Origin of the sequence: Xylella taiwanensis (assembly GCF_013177435.1) — a bacterium.
Classification (GTDB): domain Bacteria; phylum Pseudomonadota; class Gammaproteobacteria; order Xanthomonadales; family Xanthomonadaceae; genus Xylella; species Xylella taiwanensis.
The window spans coordinates 2,303,944-2,326,358 of the sequence record NZ_CP053627.1 but is presented as its reverse complement, the minus strand read 5'-3'; the positions used below and the strand labels follow the sequence as shown (position 1 = coordinate 2,326,358).

Genomic DNA, 22,415 nt, shown 5'->3' with positions numbered 1-22,415 from the left:
TTGCGTGGCACGCATCAAGAATACGAAGTATTGATGATAGCCTAATGGCCTGTCCTGTGAATGACTTATGCTCCTGCCGGTGCCGAATTTCGCTGTTTTTGTTGGTGTCTATGCCCGATAACATCCCTGCATTTTCTCGTCAGGTCACGGTGCCGAACAGCGCTGCTGGCCGTCGCTTCGATGCTGTGTTGGCCGAACTTTTCCCGGAATTCTCGCGTTCACGCTTGGCCGAATGGATCAAATCCGGTGATGTGCTGTTGGACGGATTGCTGGCACGGCCGCGTGATCCGGTTTACGGTGGCGAAACGGTTAGGTTACAGGCGATGTTGGAGACCCGGACCGATGCCGTACCACAGGATATTCCGTTGGATATTTTGTACGAGGACGAACATGTATTCGTCCTCAATAAGCCTGCGGGGCTGGTAGTGCACCCGGGTGCTGGCAATCCCGATGGTACTTTGGTCAATGCTTTGCTGCATCGCGATCCGGCTTTAGCGGCGTTGCCGCGCGCTGGGATCGTGCATCGACTGGACAAAGATACGAGTGGGGTGATGGTAGTGGCACGTACGCTGCTGGCGCAGACGGCGCTGGTGGAGCAATTGTCCACACGTCAGGTACATCGCCAGTATTTGGCGGTAGTCGTTGGCGCGCTGGTTTCCGGTGGCACGGCCAATGCGGCGATTGAACGCCACCCACGTGACCGACTGCGGATGGCGGTGTCCGAGAGAGGTAAGGAAGCGGTCACTCATTACCGGCTGAGGGAGCGCTTCCGTGCCCACACGGCATTGGAGTGCCGCCTGGATACTGGGCGCACTCATCAGATCCGCGTGCACATGGCGCATCTGCGTCATCCGATTGTCGGTGATCGGCTGTACGGTGGATTGCTGAAGCTACCCAAGGGCGGCACTGAGGCGTTGGTCGTCATGCTGCGCGGATTCAAGCGTCAGGCATTGCATGCTGAAGTGTTGGAGTTCCTCCATCCTGTGGGTGGTGCGGCTGTGCGTATTGCTGCGCCGGTGCCAGAGGATTTATGTCAGCTTCTGGCGGTGCTGCGTGAGGACAGTGTGGTGTTTTCTGAACGGGAGTGACGCTGAGATGGGGACGCTTCCATCTTGGGTGCTAATGCCGGATTGGCCGGCCCCGCCCGGTGTCATCGTATTGAGCACGTTGCGTGATGGGCCTGGTGTATCCGTAGCACCGTTCGATCGGTTGAATCTTGGGAACTGTGGTGTGGTTGAAGGTGACGAGCCCGTGTGTGTGGAGCGGAATCGAGCCCGTTTGGTCGAGATGTTGGGCTTACCGTCAGTGCCGCACTGGTTGCAGCAAGTGCATGGTGCCGAGGTGTTGCGTGTCGATGCGCCTCCGCAGTCGATCGGCCGCGTGGTCGAGCCGACGGCTGATGCTGCGATTACCAGTGTGCTTGGCGTGGTCTTGGCGATCCTGACCGCTGATTGCTTGCCGGTCGTATTGGCTGCTGGTGATGGTAGTGAGATCGGTGTTATACACGCTGGTTGGCGTGGTTTGGCTCATGATGTGCTGGAGCGAACGGTGGCTGCGTTGCGGACGGCGCCAGAGCGTTTGCAAGCGTGGCTTGGGCCTGCAGCCGGCCCACATGCCTACGAGGTTGGTCTGGATGTGTATGCCGCGTTCGTTGAGCGTGACTCGGGTGCGGCTTGTGCTTTCTCAGCAACCCGTCCCGGGCATTGGTGTGTTGATCTGTATGCGTTGGCACGGCAGCGCTTGATGCGTGCGGGGCTCTCCGCTGCCTCTATCTATGGTGGCGGTTTGTGCACAATCTCTGATCCACAGCGATTTTTCTCCCACCGCCGCGACCGTCGCAGCGGACGCTTTGCTACGTTGGCATGGATCGCGTGTTAAACGTGCTTCTCTTAATAATTCTAGTAAGTGTTGAGTGCTGAGATATTTGCTGTGTTGCTGGAGATACTCTGTGTTGTCCACGTGAGGGGTGTTGGTTGTACTCCATAAGGGGAATATTGGGTGTAGCGTGGCCGTCACAGGTGGCTGCTTGGGTTGCCTGCCATGATGCGTTTGCGACTTGGCGGGACGGTACCGGTTCAGTGATTTTTGTCAGTCATGAGGGGCGCTAGCATTGGCGCCGTTGCTTTAATGGATGGTCGATACATGCGCTGTTATGCCGAGTGGTTCGCAGTTTGGTTTAGTTCGATTGGAGTGTGCCTGACATGCGAGTGCATTGGCTCCATTATTGTGTGACCCGAATATGTGGGGTGGTTGCCTTTATCAGTACGTTTGTTCTACGGTTGCGCGTACCATGAATCGGCAAAGGATAGACGCTGCCGTTTTCTGATTCAGATGGGCCTACCGAGAGTGGGGCCGTGTATCCGCATATGAGGGATGTTTTGCGTCAGGTTGATGCAACTACCGTTGTGATCGTCTTCGATGGCGTCTGCGTGCTATGCAATGGTGGGGTGCGTTTCCTGCTGCGCCGTGACCGAAAAAAACGCTACCGTTTTGCCACGATGCAGGGAGCGCATGGTCAGGTACTGCTGCGTGCATATGGATTGGATCCAGAGGATCCGATTTCGTTCTTGCTGGTTGAGGATGGGAAGGCTTGGACTGACTCAGATGCAGTGTTGCGTGTATTGGCCGGTTTAGGTGGTTTCTGGCGCGCTGCTGCTTGGCTGCACGTGTTTCCGCGTCGCTGGCGAGATGCCTGTTATCGCTGGCTGGCGCGCAATCGCTATCGTTGGTTCGGGCGCCATGCTCAATGCCTGATCCCAGAGCCGGCGGAGCGTGAGCGCTTCCTTGATTGACGCTCTGCCTTTATGAGTACGGCGACGTGGCGTACCTCGATTTGGCATATCTATCTATCGTTAGCATACGAAGCCGATGCCGCATCGTAGCGCATGTTGAAGAAAGCAATATGGGGTACTGGGGGTGGGGGGATTTTGTATCTGGATGATGACCCGCTGGACGCTCCAGCGGGCCGTTGTTAGAGCGTTTGCATTTCCGAATTGGCGTTGTGGGTTGAGGAATGCTGTGGCTTCGGGGCAGCGGTAGGGGCAGGGCGGTTGGCCGATATGTCCGGTACTTCCAGATATGGCAGTGATAGCGTCTCACTGGTCATCCGTCGAATTCTGTTGGTCAGCATCACGCTGTCGTTGAGGTGCTGTCCGTAGGAAGGAATGATGTTCTTCAATTGCGTTTCCCAGCCATCTTTCATTTGTTGCGGGAATGCTTTGGCCAGCAGATCCAGCATGATGGGCGGGGAGGTCGATGCACCAGGGGAGGCCCCTAGCAGGGCGGCGATGGTGCGGGCCTTATCGATGACGATTTCGGTGCCGAATTGCAGAATCATGCCCTTCTCCGGATCACGTTTGATCACTTGTACACGTTGGCCGGCCGTGACCAGTGTCCAGTCGGTCGGTTTGGCGTTGGGGAAGTACTTCAAAAGTTCGGCATGGCGGTCTGCATCGCTGAGTCTGGCTTGTTTCAACAGGTATTTAACTAAGTCTAGATTCTTTTCGCCGACGCTCAGCATGCCAGCGGCATTGTGATGGTTGATCGAGGAATACAGGTCGAACCAGGAGCCATCCTTCAGGAATTTGGTGCTGTAAAGCGCAAAAGGCCCGAAGAGAACGATGGATTTGCCGTCGAGTTTGCGGGCGTCCAGGTGCGGTACCGACATCGGCGGCGAGCCTGTCTCGGCCATGCCATAGGCCTTAACGTTGTGGCGTTGCGTGATTGCTGCGTTCTCGAAGGCTAGAAACTGGCCACCGACCGGAAAGCCAGCATAATCTTTGGATTCGGGGATCCCAGACATTTGCAGCAGTTTCAGTGCAGCGCCACCAGCCCCGATAAACACAAAGCGTGATTTGATAGTGCGTTCTTGATTGCTGATCAGGTCCTTGACGGTCACGTTCCACGTCTTGTCAGCGTTTTGGCGCAGTGCAGTGACTTCATGGCGCAGGCGCAGTGTGAAGTTTGGGTTCTGTTGCAGATGCTTGGCAAGACTCCTGGTAATGACGCCGAAGTTGACGTCAGTTCCCAACGGCATATAGGTTGCAGCGACTTTCTGGTTTGGTGGCCGGCCCTCCATCAGTAGTGGTGCCCACTGTTGGATCTCCGTTGGATTGGTGGAAAACTGCATCCCGTAGAACAGGGGATTCTTAATGAGCGCGTTGTGGCGCTTGCGTAGGTATTCGATCCGATCTTCGCCCCAGACAAAGCTCATGTGTGGGGTCGGAGTGATGAACTCTGACGGTGTGGGCAAGCGGTCATGATGGACTTGATAGGACCAGAATTGGCGCGAGATCTCGAATTGTTCGGCGATCTTGATCGCACGTTTGGTTTCGATGGTGCCGTCTTGTAGTTCGGGGGTGTAATTCAGTTCAGCGAAGGCGGAATGACCCGTGCCGGCGTTGTTCCAGCCGTCTGAGCTTTCCATGCCGATACCGTTCAGGCGTTCGAACAACTCGATTTTCCAATCTGGTTGCAGCTCTTGTAAGTAGGTACCTAGGGTGATGCTCATGATGCCGCCACCGATGAGCACCACGTCCACTGGTGTGTCGTTGTTCGCGGTTGGAACAGAACGCTGGTAAAGCGGCCAGTACAAGAATAAGAGGGTCGCCAGAGCAAACGCCACGATGAGGCCTGTTAGAGCCTTAAGGGATTTCTTCATGGGATGCGTAATGTCGAGAAGGAAAGTTAGCGCGTTACTTGCTGGGAAGCCGGATGCGCGGGGAAGAGATGCGCTGTTTTGGCTGAAAACCAGCAAATCGTACTTGAAAATGTGACTTAAGTCTATTTATTTTTTGTTTTTTAGATTTTTATTGTGAAATTTTGAATTTAAAGCTTGTTAATGCCGGTATTTTGGTGGCGCATGATATGAATGTTGTTTCATATCGGACGTATGCAGTGCTTAATGGCATGAGGCATGACGCTACTGCTGTGGATTGTCATCGTGTTCGTAAAGTGGCTTTCTGGCGCCAGTGGATGATCGTGGTTGCGTTGCAAGCGTTTGAGTAATACCTGCCTGTGTTTGATCCGTTTTCGATTTGCATAACTTTGTGCCCTATTTCGTAATGAAATAGGGGATGGTGATCTGGTGAGCTACTTGGCGTTGCTGCACATTTTGCTGTTTGTGCTGTTCCATCTGTCGGCTGGTGCTGGGAAAAACGTTGGATCCCGGCACGTTTCCATTTGAAACTAACCACGGTGTCTGTATCAGGTGCTAGAAAATGGCTCGCCAAAGTGCTCCATGCAGCCGAGTGCATGGTTGGGTGGTTACATGCTGAAACGTTCAAAGTTCTGCTGCTGCGTCAGGGACTTTTGTAGCGCATCCTCTGCGTTCTTGTTGGATGTATGGAACGTGTAGAGATGCTGGACGGGTATACCGTCAGTGCTGAAAAAACTGTGCGGCCTGGCCCGCACTGGGCGGGCCGCGGCTGTACTTACTTGAGTGCTTTAAAGCGTAGGCGTTTGGGGCCGACGTCATTGCCGAAGCGGCGTTTCTTATCTTCTTCGTACTCGCGGTAGTTACCTTGGAAAAACTCCACGTGCGAGTTGCCTTCAAAGGCGAGAATATGGGTTGCGATACGGTCCAGAAACCAGCGGTCGTGCGAGATCACGAAGGTGTTGCCTGGGAACTCCAGAAGCGCATCTTCTAACGCACGCAGGGTTTCGATGTCCAGGTCGTTAGAGGGTTCGTCGAGCAAAAGCACGTTACCGCCCTGTAGCAGGGTCTTGGCCATATGCAAGCGCCCGCGTTCACCACCGGACAGCGAACCAACCATTTTCTGCTGATCCTGGCCTTTGAAGTTGAAACGTCCGATATAGGCGCGTGATTGGATCTCCACACCGTTGATGTTGAGGATATCCAAACCGCCGGAAATTTCATGGAATACGGTGTGGTTACCTTCCAGCGTATCGCGGCTCTGGTCTATGTAAGCCAGTTTTACCGTTGACCCGATCATGATTTCGCCCGCATCGGGTTTTTCTTGGCCGGTAATCATCTTGAACAGTGTGGATTTGCCGGCGCCGTTCGGACCGATAATGCCAATGATTGCACCTGCCGGGACGAGGAAGCTGAGGTTGTCGATGAGTAGACGGTCTCCGAATGTCTTGGAGACGTTTTTAAATTCGACGACTGAGGCACCTAGGCGTTCGCCTGGCGGGATAAATATTTCGTTGGTTTCGTTGCGTTTCTGGTATTCCTGTGACTGTAGTTCTTCCAGGCGCGTCAAGCGCGCTTTACCCTTGGAACGCCCGCCCTTGGCGTTCTGGCGTGACCATTCCAGTTCTCGATGGATGGCTTTCTGACGCGCCTTTTCCTGGTTTTCTTCCTGCTTCAGGCGCTCTTCCTTTTGTACCAGCCACTCGGTGTAATTGCCTTTCCATGGAATGCCGCGGCCTCTGTCTAATTCCAGGATCCATTCGGCGGCGTTGTCAAGAAAGTAGCGGTCGTGGGTCACGGCGACGACGGTACCGGTGTAGCGTTGCAGGAATTGTTCCAGCCACTCGACTGACTCGGCATCTAAGTGGTTAGTCGGTTCGTCCAGCAGCAGCATGTCTGGTTTTTGCAGCAGCAAACGGCACAATGCCACGCGGCGCTTCTCACCGCCTGACAGATGGCTGATGTTTGCGTCCCATGGTGGTAAACGCAGTGCGTCAGCGGCCACGTCCAGTTGCTGTTCCAGTGTATGTGCGTCATTGCTGGCTAAGATGGCTTCCAGGCGTTCCTGTTCTTTGGCGAGTGCATCGAAGTCGGCACCATCTTCAGCGTAGGCGGCGTAGACCTTTTCTAGCGCTGCTTGGGCTTGCATGACTTCGCCCACACCTTCTTCGACCGATTCGCGTACGGTTTTGTTTGGATCCAGTTCCGGTTCTTGGGCCAAGTAGCCAACTTTGATACCAGACTGTGCGCGAGCCTCACCTTCGAAGTCGGTGTCCACGCCGGCCATGATTTTTAGCACCGTGGATTTGCCAGCGCCGTTCAGACCGAGCAGGCCGATCTTGGCACCGGGAAAAAACGAGAGCGAAATGTCCTTGATGATCTGCCGTTTGGGCGGGACCACCTTGCTGACGCGGTTCATAGTGTAGATGTATTGCGAGGACATGCAGTCTCCGTAGACGCAGTGTTGTCAGCCGGTCAGGGCCGGAAGCCGGTAAAATAAGATCCGCCAATTATATGTCAAGCCGATGGATCGGGGCTTATGTGTAGGTGCAGTTAATCGCGCAACGTGGGCATGTTAAGTGTTGTGCCAAGTCTGTTTGATTAGGTGTTGGGGCAGACCTGTTTCAGTCAGATGGAATTGCTAAGGTATTCCGGGGTATTCGTAGTCTTCACTTGGATATTTCATTGTTTGGGATCTGTTTTAACCCTCTGTGGCATTGTCGGGATGATGTTCCGTTAGAGTGGTTGCAACGGCTTCATTGTCGTGGCTATCGCAAAGGTGGTCGTGGTGTGCGTTGGTGCAACAACAATGGCAGAGTGTGTTCCGATGCACGGTGTGTGCAGGAGAAAAAGGGGCCGAGTGGAACGCCTCAGTCGGCGAATTGTTCAGTCCAGTGTGGTGGGCTTTACAATCTGATTGTTTAGATGCCTATTGCATCCCCCGCGTCCTTCCTGGAGTTGCCATGTTCCCGCGCGATGTCCGTCTTGAAATGTACGATCCCGACTTGGCTCAGGCCATCGCTGCTGAAGTGATGCGTCAGGAGGACCACGTTGAGCTGATTGCCAGCGAAAATTATTGCAGCACGTTGGTGATGCAGGTGCAGGGGAGTCAACTGACCAACAAGTACGCCGAAGGCTACCCGGGGAAGCGTTACTACGGTGGGTGTGAGTATGTTGATATTGCTGAGGAATTGGCGATTGAGCGCGTCAAACAATTGTTCGGTGCCGACTATGCCAATGTGCAGCCCCATAGCGGTTCACAGGCCAATCAAGCGGTGTACTTCGCACTGTTGCAACCAGGCGATACCATCCTCGGGATGAGTTTGGCGCATGGCGGCCACTTGACTCACGGTGCCAAGGTTAATGCTTCTGGCAAGCTGTTCAACGCGGTTCAGTACGGAGTGAATGGTCAGGGCTTGATCGATTACGACGCTGTTGAATCGCTTGCGTTAGAGCATCGGCCGAAGATGGTTGTGGCGGGCTTCTCGGCGTATTCGCAGCAGATCGATTGGGCGCGTTTCCGTGCGATTGCCGATCAAGTGGGCGCTTACCTGTTTGTGGACATGGCGCATGTGGCTGGCTTGGTGGCGGCCGGTGTGTATCCGAATCCGCTGCCCCATGCCCACGTGGTGACTTCGACGACCCATAAGACACTGCGTGGCCCACGTGGTGGCCTCATTGTGGCGCAGGCACCGGAGGAGGCGTTGGTCAAGAAGTTGCAGTCGATCGTGTTTCCCGGGATGCAGGGTGGGCCATTGATGCATGTGATCGCGGCTAAAGCAGTCGCCTTTAAGGAAGCGCTGGAGCCTGCGTTCAAGGTGTATCAGGAGCAGGTGGTGAAGAATGCCAAGGCGATGGCCAAGACCCTCATGTTACGAGGCTATAAGATCGTTTCCGGCGGTACAGAAAATCATTTGATGTTAGTTGACCTGATCGGCAGGGATATCTCCGGGAAGGACGCGGAGGGCGCCTTGGGTCAGGCTCATATCACCGTCAACAAGAACGCGGTGCCGGACGATCCACGCTCTCCGTTCGTGACCTCTGGTTTACGCTTGGGTACTCCCGCCGTCACGACGCGTGGTTACCAGGAGCAGGATTGCGTGGATTTGGCTCACTGGATTGCCGATGTGCTTGATGCACCTGCGGATGCGGCGGTCATCGCCGCGGTTCGTGAGAAGGTCGCAGCGCAGTGCAGGAAGTACCCGGTGTATCGCTGAGTGGATGGATCTGGGGTGGTGCTTGGGTTGTGCCGGGGCTTCTCGCATATCCTGCTGTGTGTTGTTTAAAGGGATTTTTGGTGATGAACGTTAGATCGCTTGATAGAAGCCGTTTGCTTTATCTGACGCATGCTTTGTTATTGGGTGTGCCCATCCTTTTGATTGGTGGGCCTATATCCTTATATTGGCTGCTTGATGCAATGACTGGTTCGATGATCTTGCTTGGGCTGTTTTTGGTGTGGTTTGGAGCGCGTTTGTTGTGCTTGATTGGCTGGCTGGTGTTGTCGTATGCGTTCCTGACCGGAGGGCGATCTCGTTTGGTACAACGGAGTTGGACATGGTGGCTCTGTTTGATGATCGGTATACCTGGGGCTGTCTTTTTTTTGTGGCCCGTCTTGATGGAGATCCAAATGCTCTTTAACGGTCATCAACTTCACAGCGGTGTCGGGTTTACCTGGTTCGTTTCCTTCTGCGTTGGTCTTGCGGTGTTACCGCTGGCGCTGCATTTATTCTGGCTGCGTTTCGTAGGGTGTTGGCGATCAGATCAATGTCACGCTGCTGACGGTGTGAATCCCAATAATGCTGGCTGACGAGTAGACTCGGGTGCATGTACTGTCCTTTTTGTCAGCATACCGATACTCGAGTGATTGACTCACGTGTCTCTGAAGACGGCGCGACCATCCGACGGCGCCGCGAGTGCGAAGCCTGTGGTGAGCGTTTCAGTACGCTGGAGACGATCGAGCTGAAGTTGCCAGTCATCGTCAAGAATGATGGTGGACGCGAAGCATTTGATGGACGCAAGCTGCGCACCAGTTTTGATCGCGCGCTGCAGAAACGTCCGGTGGCTGAGGAGCACATTGAGATGGCGATGCGCGCGGTGATCCACCAGTTGCGTATGATGGGTGAGCGTGAGGTGCCGTCGATCTTGGTCGGTGAGTACGTCATGGCCGAATTGCGTAAGCTCGATCATGTGGGTTACGTGCGTTTTGCTTCGGTCTATCGCAGCTTTCAGGACGTTGCCGATTTTCGCGAGGAGATCGAAAGGCTGGAGCGCGAATTGCCGGTGAGCAGGGAGCAATTGCCGTTGTTAGAAGCTGCCATGGAATCGATTCCACATCCTCCCATTGACAAGGGAGGTAAGCACGGCGCGTGATGTACAGCGTCATGTTGCCCACGTGTTGCGATTGTTTGTTGATGCGAATGTGATTGCCTATGCTCGGATTTGGCCGAAGTCGAGCGGCTTACCTGCTTTGATGGGGATATGCTGCTGACTGTGGGGTGGAGGGCTGTGCGATGCTTCGGCCGGGTTAGTGTGTTGGGGGAGTGCAGCGTTGAGTTTCTGCAATTTTCATCCTGGTTCGCGCTGGTCATCACATGTTTGGAAGTGTGTGCAGAGCAGAAGACCTGGGCTGGTTGCGCATGCCGTCATCTGCGCCGGCATTTTTTTACTGTCGTTGGCTGGGTACTGTGCTTGGATGGTGGTGTCCTTGACGCAGCGGCGGCTACGGTAGTTGCCGAGTATGGTGATGCGCTTGGATAGGGAGCCTGACCGATGAGTGCGTTTTCCGTCGATGATCACCGCTACATGGAACGGGCCTTGTGCTTGGCTGAGCGTGGTGCGTACACGACGCGTCCGAACCCAATGGTGGGTTGTGTGATTGTGCGTGATGATGAAGTGGTTGGGGAGGGCTGGCACCAGCGTGCTGGTGGTCCGCATGCTGAGGTGTTCGCATTGCGTGCGGCTGGGGACTGCGCACGGGGTGCAACGGCTTACGTGACGCTGGAGCCTTGTGCGCACTATGGGCGCACTCTGCCGTGTGCTATGGCGTTGATCGATGCTGGAGTGAGCCGTGTGGTGGCGGCGATGGTCGATCCGTTTCCGTTAGTCAATGGTGGAGGTTTCACACGCTTGCGAGCGGCTGGGGTGATCGTCGAGCACGGCTTGATGGAGGCTCAGGCGCGTGCACTCAACCGCGGATTCTTGTCGCGTGTTGAGCGTGGCCGGCCATGGGTAAGGATCAAGCTCGGTGCTAGTTTGGATGGACGTACTGCGTTGGCAAGTGGCGAATCGAAGTGGATCACCGGAGAGGCTGCACGTGCTGATGTACAGCGTTGGCGCGCGCGTGCCAGTGCGATTTTGACCGGTGCCGGCACGGTGCTTGCCGATGATCCGGCATTGACCGTACGCCTGGACGAGGAGGAGGAAGCATTTTTGCCGCCGTTGCGTGTGGTGCTTGACTCCAGGTTACGTTCACTCAGTCGCGAGAAGGTGCGTGACGGTACAGCGCCAACCTTGTATCTGCATGGGCTTGCGACCACACCACCGGCGCTGCAGCACGTCGCCTTTGCCGAGGTCCCGCAACGTGATGGTGGGCTCGACCTGGCGGCTGTGCTGTGTCTGCTGGGTGAGCGTGGCGTCAATGAGGTGCAGGTCGAGGCTGGGGCGACACTGTGCGGGGCGTTGCTGCACGCTGGTTTGGTGGATGAATTACTGATTTACATTGCACCATTGCTGCTTGGTGATGTGGCCCGGCCGTTACTGACCGGACTGGACATCGGACGCATGGACCAGTGCATCGGTTTGAAGGTGCTGGAGGTACTCCAGGTCGGTAACGATCTGCGATTGTTACTGCGTCCGCTGGGTTGAACTTTCGTACATATGCCGAGTGGCATCTCAGGTGTCCGCGGGGCATGTCGGCCTACGCCTGTTTGCATCGTAGGGCCAGTGGTGTTGCTGTGGTTATTACATGGAGGCGATGAAGAAAGTATATGGATGTCGACTATGTATTGGGGGAAGAGTGTCGATGACTTGCAACGCATTGACCGTCTATCAGATTTAGAAGACTTGAGTTGGAATAAGGAATGTGTCGATGAACCTGTTTAATTCGTATTTTTCTTGAGTGTTGTATCGGCTGGCACGCAATGTGCTATTTCCATATTGGCATCAGTGCTGGGGGCGCTGCTGGATGCCTGTTAGAATGGCCGCTGCCGGCTAGGCTGGTGATTGTGAATGTCTTCAGGACAGGGTGAAATTTCAAGTCGATGCTAAGAGCATTGTGGCGCATGAGCCTGTGATGCGCTGTGTCGGCTTGTCCGTACAGGTCGGTAGATCCGATGTAATACCGGATCCGACAGTGACAGTTCGGATGAAATAAAACGTCACACATGCGTGTTTCTGTTGCGCGCGCTCCGTTGTGCTTAGTGGCGTTTTTCTTTCATTACAACGCAGGAAACGTAAATGCAAACTTTTGTGGAAGTCATCGACTCTCTCTGCCATCCATCCTGGCAGTCCATTGTTGTGTTAGTGCGTACCACACGTCCGGAGTGGTGCTGATGTTCACTGGCATTATCGGGGGGGTCGGTTGTCTGGCTGCGCGGGTCTCGCAGGGGGGGGATGTGCGTTTTACCTTCGAGGTCGGCACCCTGCCGTTCTCCGATGTGCAGTACGGAGAAAGTATCGCGGTGAACGGCGTTTGTTTGACGGTTGCCGCATTCGATGCACGGTGCTTTCAAGCTGATGCGTCCACTGAGACGCTAGCCTTGACCACGTTGGGTCAGTTACCTGAGGGAGCAGTGCTTAATTTGGAGCGGGCAATGCGCCCGACTGATCGGTTCGGTGGTCATCTCGTCAGTGGTCATGTTGATGGCATTGGTTGGGTACTGTCGGTACATGAGGATGCGCGTGCGCAGCGTTGGAGCTTCACTGCCCCGGTACCGTTGCTGAAATATGTGGCGAAGAAGGGGTCGATCTGCGTCGATGGAGTCAGTTTGACTGTCAATGCCGTTGATGCAGAGGGGTTTGAGGTGGCGCTGATCCCTCACACAGTGGCGCATACCCGTTTTGCCCGTGCCGTGATCGGCGATGCAGTGAACCTGGAGATCGACTTGATTGCACGCTACGTCGAGCGTTTGTTGGTGGCGGAGAAGCAGTGATGAGCTCTTTTGCAGCGGTTCCTGTGTTGATCGAGGAGGTTCGTGCCGGTCGCATGGTGGTGATCGTCGATGACGAAGATCGTGAAAACGAGGGTGATCTCATCATGGCTGCCGAGTTGGTTGCACCGAAGGACATTAATTTCATGGTGACACACGCGCGCGGCTTGGTCTGTTTGTCGTTGACACGAGAGCGCTGTGCCCAGATTGGATTGGTGCCGATGGTGCAGCGCAACACGACGCGGTTCCAGACGAATTTCACGGTCAGCATTGAGGCTGCTGAAGGGTTGACTACCGGCATTTCCGCCTACGACCGCGCCCATACCATCCGTACGGCGGTACGTCCGAACGCTAAACCATGCGATCTGCATCAACCCGGTCACATCTTTCCCTTGATCGCGCAGCCGGGGGGGGTACTCACGCGTGCTGGTCACACTGAAGCAGCGAGTGATCTGCCAATGCTTGCCGGTCTGGAGCCGGCTGGTGTGCTTGTGGAGATCCTGAATCCTGATGGGACGATGGCACGTCGCCCACAATTGGAGGTATTTGCGCATCAACATGGGTTGAAGATCGGCTCGATCGCTGATCTGATTGCTTACCGTCTTGTTAACGAACATACCGTCGAGCGTGTGGACGAACGTGAGATTGAGACCGAGTATGGCTCGTTCTTATTGGTCACCTATCGTGATCGTATCGCTCATGACCTGCACTTTGCGCTAGTGCGCGGCACCCTGGATGCTTCGATTCCAACCCTTGTGCGGGTACAGGTGGAGAATCCCCTCGCCGATATGTTGCACTGGCGCCGTGACGACTTTGGTGTGGCTGCGACGGATGCATTGCGCATGATCGCTGCGGCCGAGTGTGGGGTGATGGTGGTGTTGGCAGCTCCACGGGATAGTGATGCATTGTTGGCAAGGCTCCGGCGTGAGCCGGAAGTGGTCCCCAACGTGAAGGACGTGGGACAGTGGCGGCGTAACGGTGCTGGGGGACAGATTCTGGCCGACCTGGGTCTAGGCAAACTGCGCGTGCTTGGTACGCCGCGCCGCCAGATTGCCTTGGCCGGGTTTGGTCTGGAAGTGCTAGAGTACGTGGAATGCCGCGGCCAGGCTCCGGTCGGCCCCCAGCGTGTCGATTAAATGTTTCCTCATTCCGGAGTCCAACCTCAGATGAGCCACTACGAAGGCGATCTGCGCCCCCCGGCGGTCCGCTTTGTAATCCTCGCCAGCCGATGGAACGCTCGTATTACCGATGCACTGGTTGCCGGGGCTTGTCAAAGTCTTGCTGATCATGGTGTACCGGACGACGCAGTGGATGTGGTGCGTGTGCCGGGTGCATGGGAGATCCCGATCGTTGCCAACCGTCTTGCCCAGGCAGGGCAGCATGTTGCCATCATTGCATTGGGGTGTGTGATTCGCGGTGATACCCGTCATTACGAGCATGTGGCTGATCTATGTGCTGAGGGAATGATGCGTGTGCAGATGCAGACCGGGGTGCCAGTGCTGAATGGTGTGCTTGCTGTCGAGCGCATTGAAGATGCCGAGACGCGTGCCGGTGGGAGTCATGGCAACAAGGGTGAGGAAGCCGCCTTGGCCGCTTTGGAGATGGTGAGTTTATTGGAGCAGTTGCCATGAGCAAGTCTTCCGGCACCGTGCGCCCGAGACGCCGGGACGGCGTCGATCCAGTGCTGCGTTCACGTGCGCGTCGTCGTGCTCTGCAGGCGGTGTACGCTTGGCAGATTTCTGGTGGCTTTGCTAAGCAGGTGATTGCCCAGTTTGCACATGAGCAGGCGTATGAGGTGGCTGATTTAGCCTATTTCGAGAATTTGGTTGAGGGGGTATTGCTGCACTGTGCCGAATTGGACGAGACGCTGGCACCGTATTTGGACCGCACGATAGAGGAGGTTGATGCGATCGAGCGGGCGGTGTTGCGTTTAGGGACCTACGAATTGCTGTATCGCCAGGATGTACCTTACCGAGTGGTGATCAACGAGGCGATCATGACTACCAAAAGGTTCGGTTCTGAATATGGTCACACTTACGTCAATGGTGTCCTTGATCGTGCCGCGCTTGTCTTGCGTAAAGTTGAGGTGGCTAGATGAGGCCTGCGGTGCCGTGCGTGGGCGCGTAGCAGCGACCCGCAAAGGCGGATTTTCCCCGTACTAACTAGTATTGCGTCGCGTCAATGCTTGAGTTCGATCTGATTGCCCGTTTGCGTGCGCGTATCTGTGGGCGCCGGGACGTGCTGTTGGGCGTTGGCGACGATGCTGCACTCCTACAACCGCCACTAGGTGAGCAACTGGTGGTCACTACCGATACGCTTAATGCCGGTGTGCATTTCCCGGTTGAGACCCATCCTGAGGATCTTGGTTGGAAAACTCTGGCGGTTAACTTGTCGGATCTGGCAGCGATGGGTGCAACACCACGCTGGTGTACGTTGTCATTGTCGTTGCTTCAGGCCGATATGGCTTGGCTCGATGCTTTTGCTGACGGATTTTTCGAGCTGGCTGATCTGCACGATATTGTTCTGGTGGGTGGCGACACGACCTACGGCCCCCTCGCCACTTCGGTCACCGCGATTGGCAGCGTGCCACCGGGTATGGCGTTCCGTCGCGATGGTGCTTGTGTTGGCGACGATATCTGGGTGAGTGGCTGTCCTGGCGAGGCTGCTGCGGCGCTGGCGCTGTGGCGTGCAGGGATGCTCGACATGACTCAGTCTGAGACTGATCCGCAGCGTGAGACATTGCGCCAGCGGTTGTTGCGTCCGACCCCGCGGGTCGAGGCTGGCCTGTGTCTGCGGGGGCTGGTGCATGCTGCGGTGGATCTTTCCGACGGTCTTCTCGCCGATCTGGGACACATTTGTGCGTGCAGTGGAGTTGGAGCCGTGTTGGAAAGTGGGTCGTTACCGCGTGTTGCGGCGCATGGTGGATGGGATGAGGCACAGGTTGCTTGTTGGCAGTTGGCTGGTGGTGATGACTACGAACTTTGTTTTACAGCTGCGCCGCAGTGCCGTGTGCAAATACAGGCCGTGTTTGCCACGCTTGGTGTTGAAGTGACACGCATTGGGCGTATTTTGGTTGGTGAGACTGTTCAGGTTCTCGATGCTGAGGGTGTACCCTGGCAACCTTCCAGAAAAGGTTATCAGCACTTTGCGGATTGAATCAGCGATGTGTGATTAACCTCTCATCTGTGCACACTTCTCCTCCGGTGACTCCTTTGCTCACAGCTGGGGCGCTGTGACGCTGTCTTGGTCGGACCCGACGTGGACATGACATTGCTGGACGCGCTTTGGATGGTCGGATGATGTATCGCTCCTCGTCATACAAAGGAACGGCTCCGGACTCCCTGAGCGCTTGTATGGCAGCGTGTACAAAAGCATGACGCAGTTATCTGCGCTCAGGGTGCGGTAATCCAACATCACTTCGGGCTGCTGGTGGTCCTCGTGCTCGACGCTGATTGTGCTCATCATCAAGCCGTTTCTCTGGATATCCACAGTGGCAGGCACAGGGTCATGACGGAGGTGCTGCGCTGGGTGTCAGCCACTGGGGAAGCTTTCGGATACGGACAATGAGTACCAGCACACCATCCAGCACCGGGCTGACGCCGTCACATTCATCCACGATGTCTGTGCAGCGTTCTGTTCTCTGACACCAGTTGGATGGCCAGTACGACTCTTGTCAGCAGCAATTAGTGAGATATTGGCTGCTACCGTGACCGTCGCTCCATACATTCACATGCTTGGCTACACCGAATGCGGTCAACGTGCCTCTCGGTGCGGCGTGGTGGTGCTCTGTTATCCGGGAGTATCATTTCTGGTCGGCGGTGGACAGAAACTTGTTCCCAAACTTCTTCAGGAACATTCAGATTTGCAGCGGCATCACGTCATGGCCACAGAAGTGCAGATTGTAGGTGTGCTTCAGTGATAACCAGGTAAACTATCGCCCCCGTATTTTTCCGGTATTCCCCCGAGGTTTGTTCTGCTCGTGCGACGGGTGTGTCTGTAATCGGTGATGACTCATTTGCCGAGGGGAGAACGCCATGTTTTTCATCTACCGTACATTTGCTGTTCCGTCTGGGTCTGGTCATCACTGACTGACGCCCTATAGTTTGCTGTTCGGTTGTCGGTTACAACGGTGCTTAGAACTCACACAAGCGGCAGCAGGGTGCTTTGATCACGCAGCCATCTTCAGTCTTGGCGACGACCGTGGCCAGCCTGAACTGTGCTGCCGTTTGTAATGTCGCTGCCTGCAATGGCTCGATGCTCCGCTTGCACAGTACGTTATGTTGGACGGTAGGCGGGGTGGCCCGCTGTTATCGTGGAGACCGTCATACATGTAAGACAGAGGGGGCACGCTGAGCCAGGAATACGTGTTCGACGCATATGGCAACGCGCCAGGCATTTATGTGATCTATATGTAAAAAGAGATAATTGCCACATATTTTTCGCCATTCTGCAGGTGCTGAACGTGCAGGACAACATGCAGACGACTGCTGCTGCGCAAGGAAAAGGTTGCTGTGTTGCGCAATCTCACACCCTGTATCAAGCACGGTGACACCACGCATGAGGTACGGCATTCAGGCTAGTTGATCTATCCCTGTTTCCCTACTGAATTACGACACGTCTACGCGTGGCCGAATTCCTGCTCATCCGTACACACCATGGGACCTCCTATGCACAATTCATTTTGCAGAGTGCCGCTTCCAGGCCTGGTCTATGCGAGACCAAAATCCAAGGAAGAATTTGACCGGCTTCCTTTCTCGGAAAGGGTCCACGATTGGGCGCCAGACAGCACCGAGACGGTGTTACGTAACGATGGTCTGGAATATGAGCATCGCCTTCATGTTAAATCGCTCGAAATCAGGTCTGGTGACAACATCAATCAGTTCGAGGTCATCTTCCAATGGTTCGAGTACCGCGTTGCAGAAGGCTTGGTTGACCTCCAAGTCCAGGTGCCTCAAGCATGAGTGCCCTGGTCATTGATATCCGGACGGCACGGAAGCTGGTCCAGGAACTGCACCGTATCCATCGTCACGATGCGCGCGCTGCTGGTGTGAAGGCGCTTGTCCGTGAAATTCGCGATGGCGGAAACGGTTGGAACATCATCAATGACGTAGTGCGGTTCCGTATCCAACTTGAACGGCACCAAGCGCCTCTTGGTGGAGCATATGATTGCTGAAAGTCTCCTGCGCCGTCATGGTGGACACATCGTTGTGTTCAATGCTATCGAACACATCACCGTTCGCGGCCAGGTGAACAGGCATTTCACCGGTAACGTGGAGTATGCCAACGGCAGTTAAGCGTACTGGTTCGAGATCGTGCCACGCGACTTGGTGATCGAAGGAGACAACCATGCTGAGGTCGAGGTTGTGCTGGGGCTGCTCAACGATTATCTGAGTGTTAATGGATGCTCGACACCACAGTGATGGGTGCCGCATTGCCCGCATGGTAGCCAAGGCATTGAGTCCGATTCCTGGACTCTGTCGTCGATCGCCACACCGTGCATGGCTGCGTCTTGCCATGAAGATTGAGTGTTTACCGCTACCTCGGGATGGCACGTGCCCTGCGTTATGTCAGCACGCACTTTACTGCTACAAGGCGAACAATTCTTCTACGATCTTCCGAATGCTCAATATCCGGTGAGGTTGCTGGAGCGCATCCACCGTTTCAACCACATTCAAGGAAACACGCCATGAACCAGTCCGCGCCGTAATCTACGAAGTGGACGATGTACTGCCCCTTATCCGTGATACCACACCTTGGAAGGGCGCTGATCCTCACACCGGCTGGATCGGTGAGTGCCATGCTCGCCAGCAACGATGGCAATACTTGTGTCAATCGCTAATGACACGCTCGCTGCTGCCGAGAACGCCAATCTGCCCAGCGACATCGATTTGGGTCAATGTGTCTTTCGACACTCTGTGGCGACGCCATGTGATCCGAGGCGACCACTGCGGACCTGCAGTGAATACGCACTTGATTGCCCAAATGAGTGGAAGGTCGACCTCAGCTATTCAGGACGGATTGATGGCGTGGTGACGGTCATAGGGGATTCGGAGTTGGGCAAAACGCTTGAGCAAGACGGTTCGTGAAATTTTGCAGCTTGACGGCCAAAATCACCAGACATCATGCGCTCGCCGCGCAATTTAAAATACTGCATGGGGTTACACTGAGAATTCCTGAAAATTTTATGGCCTGCATGAGGTCCGGGAGGATATGTCTTCCAAAGCTCCAACCGCATCGGTGCATTGCCCACACGGTTGCTGGTGGCCTCAATGGTATGGGTGCGGGCGTCAACCCCAGATGTAACTTGTGTCACTAACGACAGTGGTGAGCAGTGTACTGCTTCGTTTCCTATTCCTTTTCAGCACACATCTTGACATCCGTGCTATCGACCAACAGTGCCAAAACATCGCTCCTACCACCATAAGGGATGCCAACCTGCAAGCGCTTCTGGTACCGAGAGATTGTGCTGAAATCGCGTTTCGGCCAATTCAGGTTTGGCAATCTCGGCAGATTGTCTACCAGCCAAATACTCTGACTGAGTGGCAATCTAAATAAACACTGCAGCGAAAGACGACACTGGGTTGCCGCATCACTTTACATGTGTGACCGGCCACGTTTTCTGCCACCACCAGAAAATCATGCGATCTCCTTTGCACAATCTGCTGTGCCGCTTCTAATAAACGGAGCTTGTCTGTAATGCTGTGCACGAGAACTCAGACAATGAATACGACTGTATTTTTCATTGATGACTCTGCAGTCCGTCCTTATCGGGGACGTATCATTTGATAGCATCACGGCAGTGGCTACTTTTTAGATAGATTTTAAAAAGTTTTCAGAGGTAGTGCGTTGCTTGTCAATGTGTACTGGGCTGTTGGTCGGTGAGTTCAGTGTGTAGTGATCAGTTGCTGCTGAGTATCTCAGCATGCTCTCAGGTTACTTTCACAAGACTTCCGAGGCGTAGTCGGCAAGGCGCGAACGTTCACCGCGGCGCAGGGTCACGTGTGCGCTGTGGGGCCATCTCTTGAAGCGGTCGACGGCATAGGTAAGACCAGAGGTGGTTTCGGTCAAGTAAGGGGTATCGATTTGTTCGACGTTGCCGAGGCAGACGATTTTCGTGCCTGGCCCTGCACGTGTGATGAGGGTTTTCATCTGCTTAGGCGTGAGGTTCTGTGCTTCGTCGAGAATGAGGTAGCGTGACAAAAAGGTGCGTCCCCGCATGAAGTTCATTGAGCGGATCTTGATCCGACTAGTCAGTAGGTCGTTGGTTGCTGTGCGGCCCCAGGCACTTCCTTCCTGGGTGTGGGTGAGGACTTCGAGGTTGTCGGTGAGTGCGCCCATCCACGGCGTCATCTTTTCTTCTTCGGTACCTGGTAGAAAACCGATATCCTCGCCAACGCTGACGGTGGCGCGGGTCATGATGATCTCGCGGTAACGTTGTTGTTCCATGGTTTGTGCTAAGCCAGCGGCCAGTGCTAACAAGGTTTTGCCAGTGCCGGCAGTGCCGAGCAGCGAGACAAAATCGATATTAGGGTCCATCAGCGCGTTGAATGCGAAGTTTTGTTCTCGGTTGCGTGCAGTGATACCCCAGACCGTGCGCTGGTCGTTGCGGAAATCTTCTACTAGGTTCAGCGTTACCTTGCGATTGCCTAGAACCTGACGGACTCGCAGTTCGACTTCTTCTTCACCTGGAAGGTAGAGGTATTGGTTGGGATACCACTCCTCGTCTTTCTGTAACGCAATTTCGTAGTATGTGCAGCCTTTGTCGTTCCAACTGCGTAGGTCCTGGTGATGCTTTTTCCAAAAATCTTCGGGTAATTCGCTGACTCCGGTGAATAACAGGCTGAAGTCGTTCAATGCACGGTCGTTCTCATAGTCCTCAGCGATTAAACCTTTGATCGATGCCTTGATGCGCAGGTTGATGTCTTTGGACACCAATATTACTGACATCTCTGGGTGTTGCTCGTGTAGCGTTAGCACTGCTGCCAGAATGTTGTTGTCTGGAGCGATGTTCCATAAAGCATTCCCGGGTTCGGTGGGGCGGGTTTGGAAGTACAGCTTGCCGATGCTGCATTGGTCCTTGAGTTGAATGCTTTCAGGGGGGCTTAGGGGGATGCCCGCCTCGATCTGATCAGCGTTGGTGTTGTTCATGAGTTCGTCGAGGAAACGACTCACTTGGCGTGCGTTGCGGCTGATTTCCGAGGCGCCTTTCTTAGCACGGTCTAATTCTTCGATCACCTGCATTGGCAAGAACATGTCGTGTTCTTCAAACTTAAACAGAGCGGTTGGATCGTGGATGAGTACGTTGGTGTCCAGTACGTAGATGCGCTTGCCTTGGGTCATCTGAAATTCCTGGTGTGGCGCGGTGGCCGTTTGCCATGAACTGCGTTACAAGGGGGCGATGAGGCGGTAGGCGTTGGTCATTGCTTGGCGTGGGCCTTGAGTCTGGCCAATACTGCTTCAGCGTGGCCTGGTACTTTGACTTTGTGCCACGTTTCGACGATGCAGTGTGTTGGCCCGATCAGGAATGTACTGCGTTCTATTCCGATAACTTGGCGTCCGTACATTGTCTTTTCTTTGATGACGTCAAATGCTTTGCACAGTATTCCGTCGCTGTCGCTGACCAATGGAAATTTGAAACTCTGTTTGGCGCAGAAGGTGTCGTGCGATTTGACGGAATCACGAGAGACGCCAAGGACGGTTGCGCTGATGCGCTCAAATTGCGGCAGCAGGAGGTTGAAGTCCAAACCTTCGGTCGTGCAGCCGGGTGTGTTGTCTTTAGGATAGAAGTAGAGCACCAGCCATTGATTGGCATAGTCGCCCAGTGTTTTACAGGTGCCGCCCGATAGCATCAGGGGGTGATTGAGGAGCGAATGGTTCAGAGTGTCGCCGATGTTCATAGATAGAGGTGTTGCCTGGGGAGAATGCGGGAATGGGAGGTGAAAGCTCAGAATTTCATCGGATCCAGAATTGCATCGAGATTGAGGTGATCGCAGAATTCCAGAAAATCGTCGCGTAGTGCAGCAATATGCATGTTTGCAGGGATGCCAATAGTGACCTGTGCTGAGAACATTTCTGCACCGGTTTGCATTGCCCGGTAGCGGGTGCTTTGAAGGTTTTCTATGGTAATTCCCTGGCGGTCGAAAAAATCGGCCAACTGGAATAGGATGCCTGGTTTGTCGGCAGCGATGACCTCGACGATATACGGCAGCAGGTTGGACTGGGTTTGTTTGGCACCAGTGCGGTACCAGATCAGTTTCAATCCTTCCTCGCGTTCCAGTCGTGACAGCATCGCTTCAAGTTTGGCAACAGCGTCCCAGGAGCCGGTTGCCAGCGTCGTCACGGAGACGTCACGACCGACCGTAGCCAGCCGGGCCTCCATTAGGTTGCAGCCGCTATCGGCGATGCGACGGGTGACGGAGAGTAAGGGTGACTCCGGATGCATCGAGTAGGCGTTGATCAGGAGGTAGTTTTCGGTCGGCGATGGCCGTGCAGTGGGGTCGGTCAAATGGGAGTCCGGCATTGCATCATGCTGAATGGCGCCCCGGTTTCTGCTTGGAGCGGTCACCAGCATACTTGCCCCCGCTTTCTTGCCGCAAGTAACATGTTTCGGATTT

Annotated in this window: 23 protein-coding genes; 16 read left to right on the top strand and 7 right to left on the bottom strand. The window is 54.9% G+C overall.

The features are described 5' to 3' along the window. Nucleotides 1-110: 110 nt before the first annotated feature. From rluD to PLS229_RS09865, 3 genes are all read left to right on the top strand, one after another. On the top strand, nt 111-1,088 hold the full coding sequence (rluD, locus tag PLS229_RS09875; RefSeq protein ID WP_038270484.1) for a 23S rRNA pseudouridine(1911/1915/1917) synthase RluD: 978 nt from the start codon (nt 111-113) through the stop codon (nt 1,086-1,088). Between the two features lie 7 nt (nt 1,089-1,095). Continuing rightward, on the top strand, nt 1,096-1,878 hold the full coding sequence (gene pgeF, locus PLS229_RS09870) for a peptidoglycan editing factor PgeF (protein WP_038270485.1): 783 nt from the start codon (nt 1,096-1,098) through the stop codon (nt 1,876-1,878). Nucleotides 1,879-2,366: 488 nt separating this feature from the next. Then, complete coding sequence (locus PLS229_RS09865; protein ID WP_038270486.1) at nt 2,367-2,792, top strand: thiol-disulfide oxidoreductase DCC family protein; 426 nt, start codon at nt 2,367-2,369, stop codon at nt 2,790-2,792. A 179-nt stretch (nt 2,793-2,971) separates the two neighbouring features. On the opposite strand, the gene mqo is transcribed toward PLS229_RS09865, so the two are convergent. Together mqo and ettA are read right to left on the bottom strand one after the other, a co-directional pair. Next, nucleotides 2,972-4,660 (bottom strand): malate dehydrogenase (quinone), encoded by a 1,689-nt coding sequence (gene mqo, locus PLS229_RS09860; protein ID WP_038270487.1) that lies wholly within the window; start codon nt 4,658-4,660, stop codon nt 2,972-2,974. 772 nt (nt 4,661-5,432) lie between these two features. Further along, nucleotides 5,433-7,097, bottom strand: coding sequence for an energy-dependent translational throttle protein EttA (gene ettA / locus PLS229_RS09855; protein WP_038270488.1), 1,665 nt, complete (start codon nt 7,095-7,097; stop codon nt 5,433-5,435). A 520-nt stretch (nt 7,098-7,617) separates the two neighbouring features. Here ettA and glyA point away from each other — a divergent pair. The 11 genes from glyA (at nt 7,618) to PLS229_RS09800 (ending at nt 17,762) form a co-directional block, all read left to right on the top strand. Beyond that, nucleotides 7,618-8,871, top strand: a complete 1,254-nt coding sequence (glyA, locus tag PLS229_RS09850; RefSeq protein WP_038270489.1) for a serine hydroxymethyltransferase — start codon at nt 7,618-7,620, stop codon at nt 8,869-8,871. 83 nt (nt 8,872-8,954) lie between these two features. After that, complete coding sequence (locus PLS229_RS09845; protein ID WP_038270490.1) at nt 8,955-9,461, top strand: hypothetical protein; 507 nt, start codon at nt 8,955-8,957, stop codon at nt 9,459-9,461. A gap of 17 nt (nt 9,462-9,478) precedes the next feature. Continuing rightward, a complete protein-coding gene (gene nrdR, locus PLS229_RS09840; protein ID WP_038270491.1) occupies nt 9,479-10,024 on the top strand; it encodes a transcriptional regulator NrdR in 546 nt (181 codons plus the stop codon). Nucleotides 10,025-10,132: 108 nt separating this feature from the next. Further along, the gene (locus PLS229_RS09835) at nt 10,133-10,411 is read left to right on the top strand and encodes a hypothetical protein (protein ID WP_038270492.1); all 279 of its coding nucleotides are present in this window, start codon (nt 10,133-10,135) and stop codon (nt 10,409-10,411) included. 12 nt (nt 10,412-10,423) lie between these two features. Beyond that, entirely contained in the window at nt 10,424-11,518 is a 1,095-nt protein-coding gene (gene ribD / locus PLS229_RS09830; RefSeq protein WP_038270493.1) for a bifunctional diaminohydroxyphosphoribosylaminopyrimidine deaminase/5-amino-6-(5-phosphoribosylamino)uracil reductase RibD, read from the top strand. Nucleotides 11,519-12,204: 686 nt separating this feature from the next. Then, a complete protein-coding gene (locus tag PLS229_RS09825; protein WP_038270494.1) occupies nt 12,205-12,804 on the top strand; it encodes a riboflavin synthase in 600 nt (199 codons plus the stop codon). After that, on the top strand, nt 12,804-13,937 hold the full coding sequence (gene ribB, locus PLS229_RS09820; protein WP_038270495.1) for a 3,4-dihydroxy-2-butanone-4-phosphate synthase: 1,134 nt from the start codon (nt 12,804-12,806) through the stop codon (nt 13,935-13,937). The genes PLS229_RS09825 and ribB overlap by 1 nt, the downstream gene beginning before the upstream one ends. A gap of 30 nt (nt 13,938-13,967) precedes the next feature. Then, nucleotides 13,968-14,432, top strand: coding sequence for a 6,7-dimethyl-8-ribityllumazine synthase (ribH, locus tag PLS229_RS09815; protein ID WP_038270496.1), 465 nt, complete (start codon nt 13,968-13,970; stop codon nt 14,430-14,432). Then, complete coding sequence (gene nusB, locus PLS229_RS09810; protein ID WP_038270497.1) at nt 14,429-14,899, top strand: transcription antitermination factor NusB; 471 nt, start codon at nt 14,429-14,431, stop codon at nt 14,897-14,899. The genes ribH and nusB overlap by 4 nt, the downstream gene beginning before the upstream one ends. Before the next feature lie 83 nt (nt 14,900-14,982). After that, entirely contained in the window at nt 14,983-15,957 is a 975-nt protein-coding gene (thiL, locus tag PLS229_RS09805) for a thiamine-phosphate kinase (protein ID WP_038270498.1), read from the top strand. Nucleotides 15,958-17,468: 1,511 nt separating this feature from the next. After that, complete coding sequence (locus tag PLS229_RS09800) at nt 17,469-17,762, top strand: hypothetical protein (RefSeq protein ID WP_038270572.1); 294 nt, start codon at nt 17,469-17,471, stop codon at nt 17,760-17,762. On the opposite strand, the gene PLS229_RS09795 is transcribed toward PLS229_RS09800, so the two are convergent. Next, the gene (locus PLS229_RS09795) at nt 17,753-17,941 is read right to left on the bottom strand and encodes a hypothetical protein (protein WP_171898061.1); all 189 of its coding nucleotides are present in this window, start codon (nt 17,939-17,941) and stop codon (nt 17,753-17,755) included. The genes PLS229_RS09800 and PLS229_RS09795 overlap by 10 nt on opposite strands. Nucleotides 17,942-17,963: 22 nt before the next feature. Between PLS229_RS09795 and PLS229_RS12495 the strand changes: the two genes are divergently transcribed. Together PLS229_RS12495 and PLS229_RS09790 are read left to right on the top strand one after the other, a co-directional pair. Further along, nucleotides 17,964-18,095: a hypothetical protein gene (locus PLS229_RS12495; protein ID WP_267903159.1), complete on the top strand. Its 132-nt coding sequence runs from the start codon at nt 17,964-17,966 to the stop codon at nt 18,093-18,095. Nucleotides 18,096-18,614: 519 nt separating this feature from the next. After that, the gene (locus PLS229_RS09790) at nt 18,615-18,887 is read left to right on the top strand and encodes a hypothetical protein (protein ID WP_038270501.1); all 273 of its coding nucleotides are present in this window, start codon (nt 18,615-18,617) and stop codon (nt 18,885-18,887) included. Nucleotides 18,888-19,149: 262 nt separating this feature from the next. Here PLS229_RS09790 and PLS229_RS12785 read toward each other — a convergent pair whose 3' ends face one another. The 4 genes from PLS229_RS12785 to PLS229_RS09770 all read right to left on the bottom strand — a co-directional run bounded on the left by PLS229_RS12785 (nt 19,150) and on the right by PLS229_RS09770 (nt 22,321). Further along, nucleotides 19,150-19,347, bottom strand: coding sequence for a transposase (locus PLS229_RS12785; RefSeq protein ID WP_051482257.1), 198 nt, complete (start codon nt 19,345-19,347; stop codon nt 19,150-19,152). Nucleotides 19,348-19,740: 393 nt separating this feature from the next. Continuing rightward, nucleotides 19,741-21,141 carry a PhoH family protein gene (locus PLS229_RS09780; RefSeq protein ID WP_038270502.1) on the bottom strand — a complete coding sequence of 467 codons (1,401 nt, stop codon included), beginning with the start codon at nt 21,139-21,141 and terminating at the stop codon, nt 19,741-19,743. A gap of 77 nt (nt 21,142-21,218) precedes the next feature. After that, entirely contained in the window at nt 21,219-21,698 is a 480-nt protein-coding gene (locus PLS229_RS09775) for a peroxiredoxin (protein ID WP_038270503.1), read from the bottom strand. 47 nt (nt 21,699-21,745) lie between these two features. After that, complete coding sequence (locus PLS229_RS09770) at nt 21,746-22,321, bottom strand: glycine cleavage system transcriptional repressor (protein ID WP_425511066.1); 576 nt, start codon at nt 22,319-22,321, stop codon at nt 21,746-21,748. Nucleotides 22,322-22,415 lie beyond the last annotated feature (94 nt).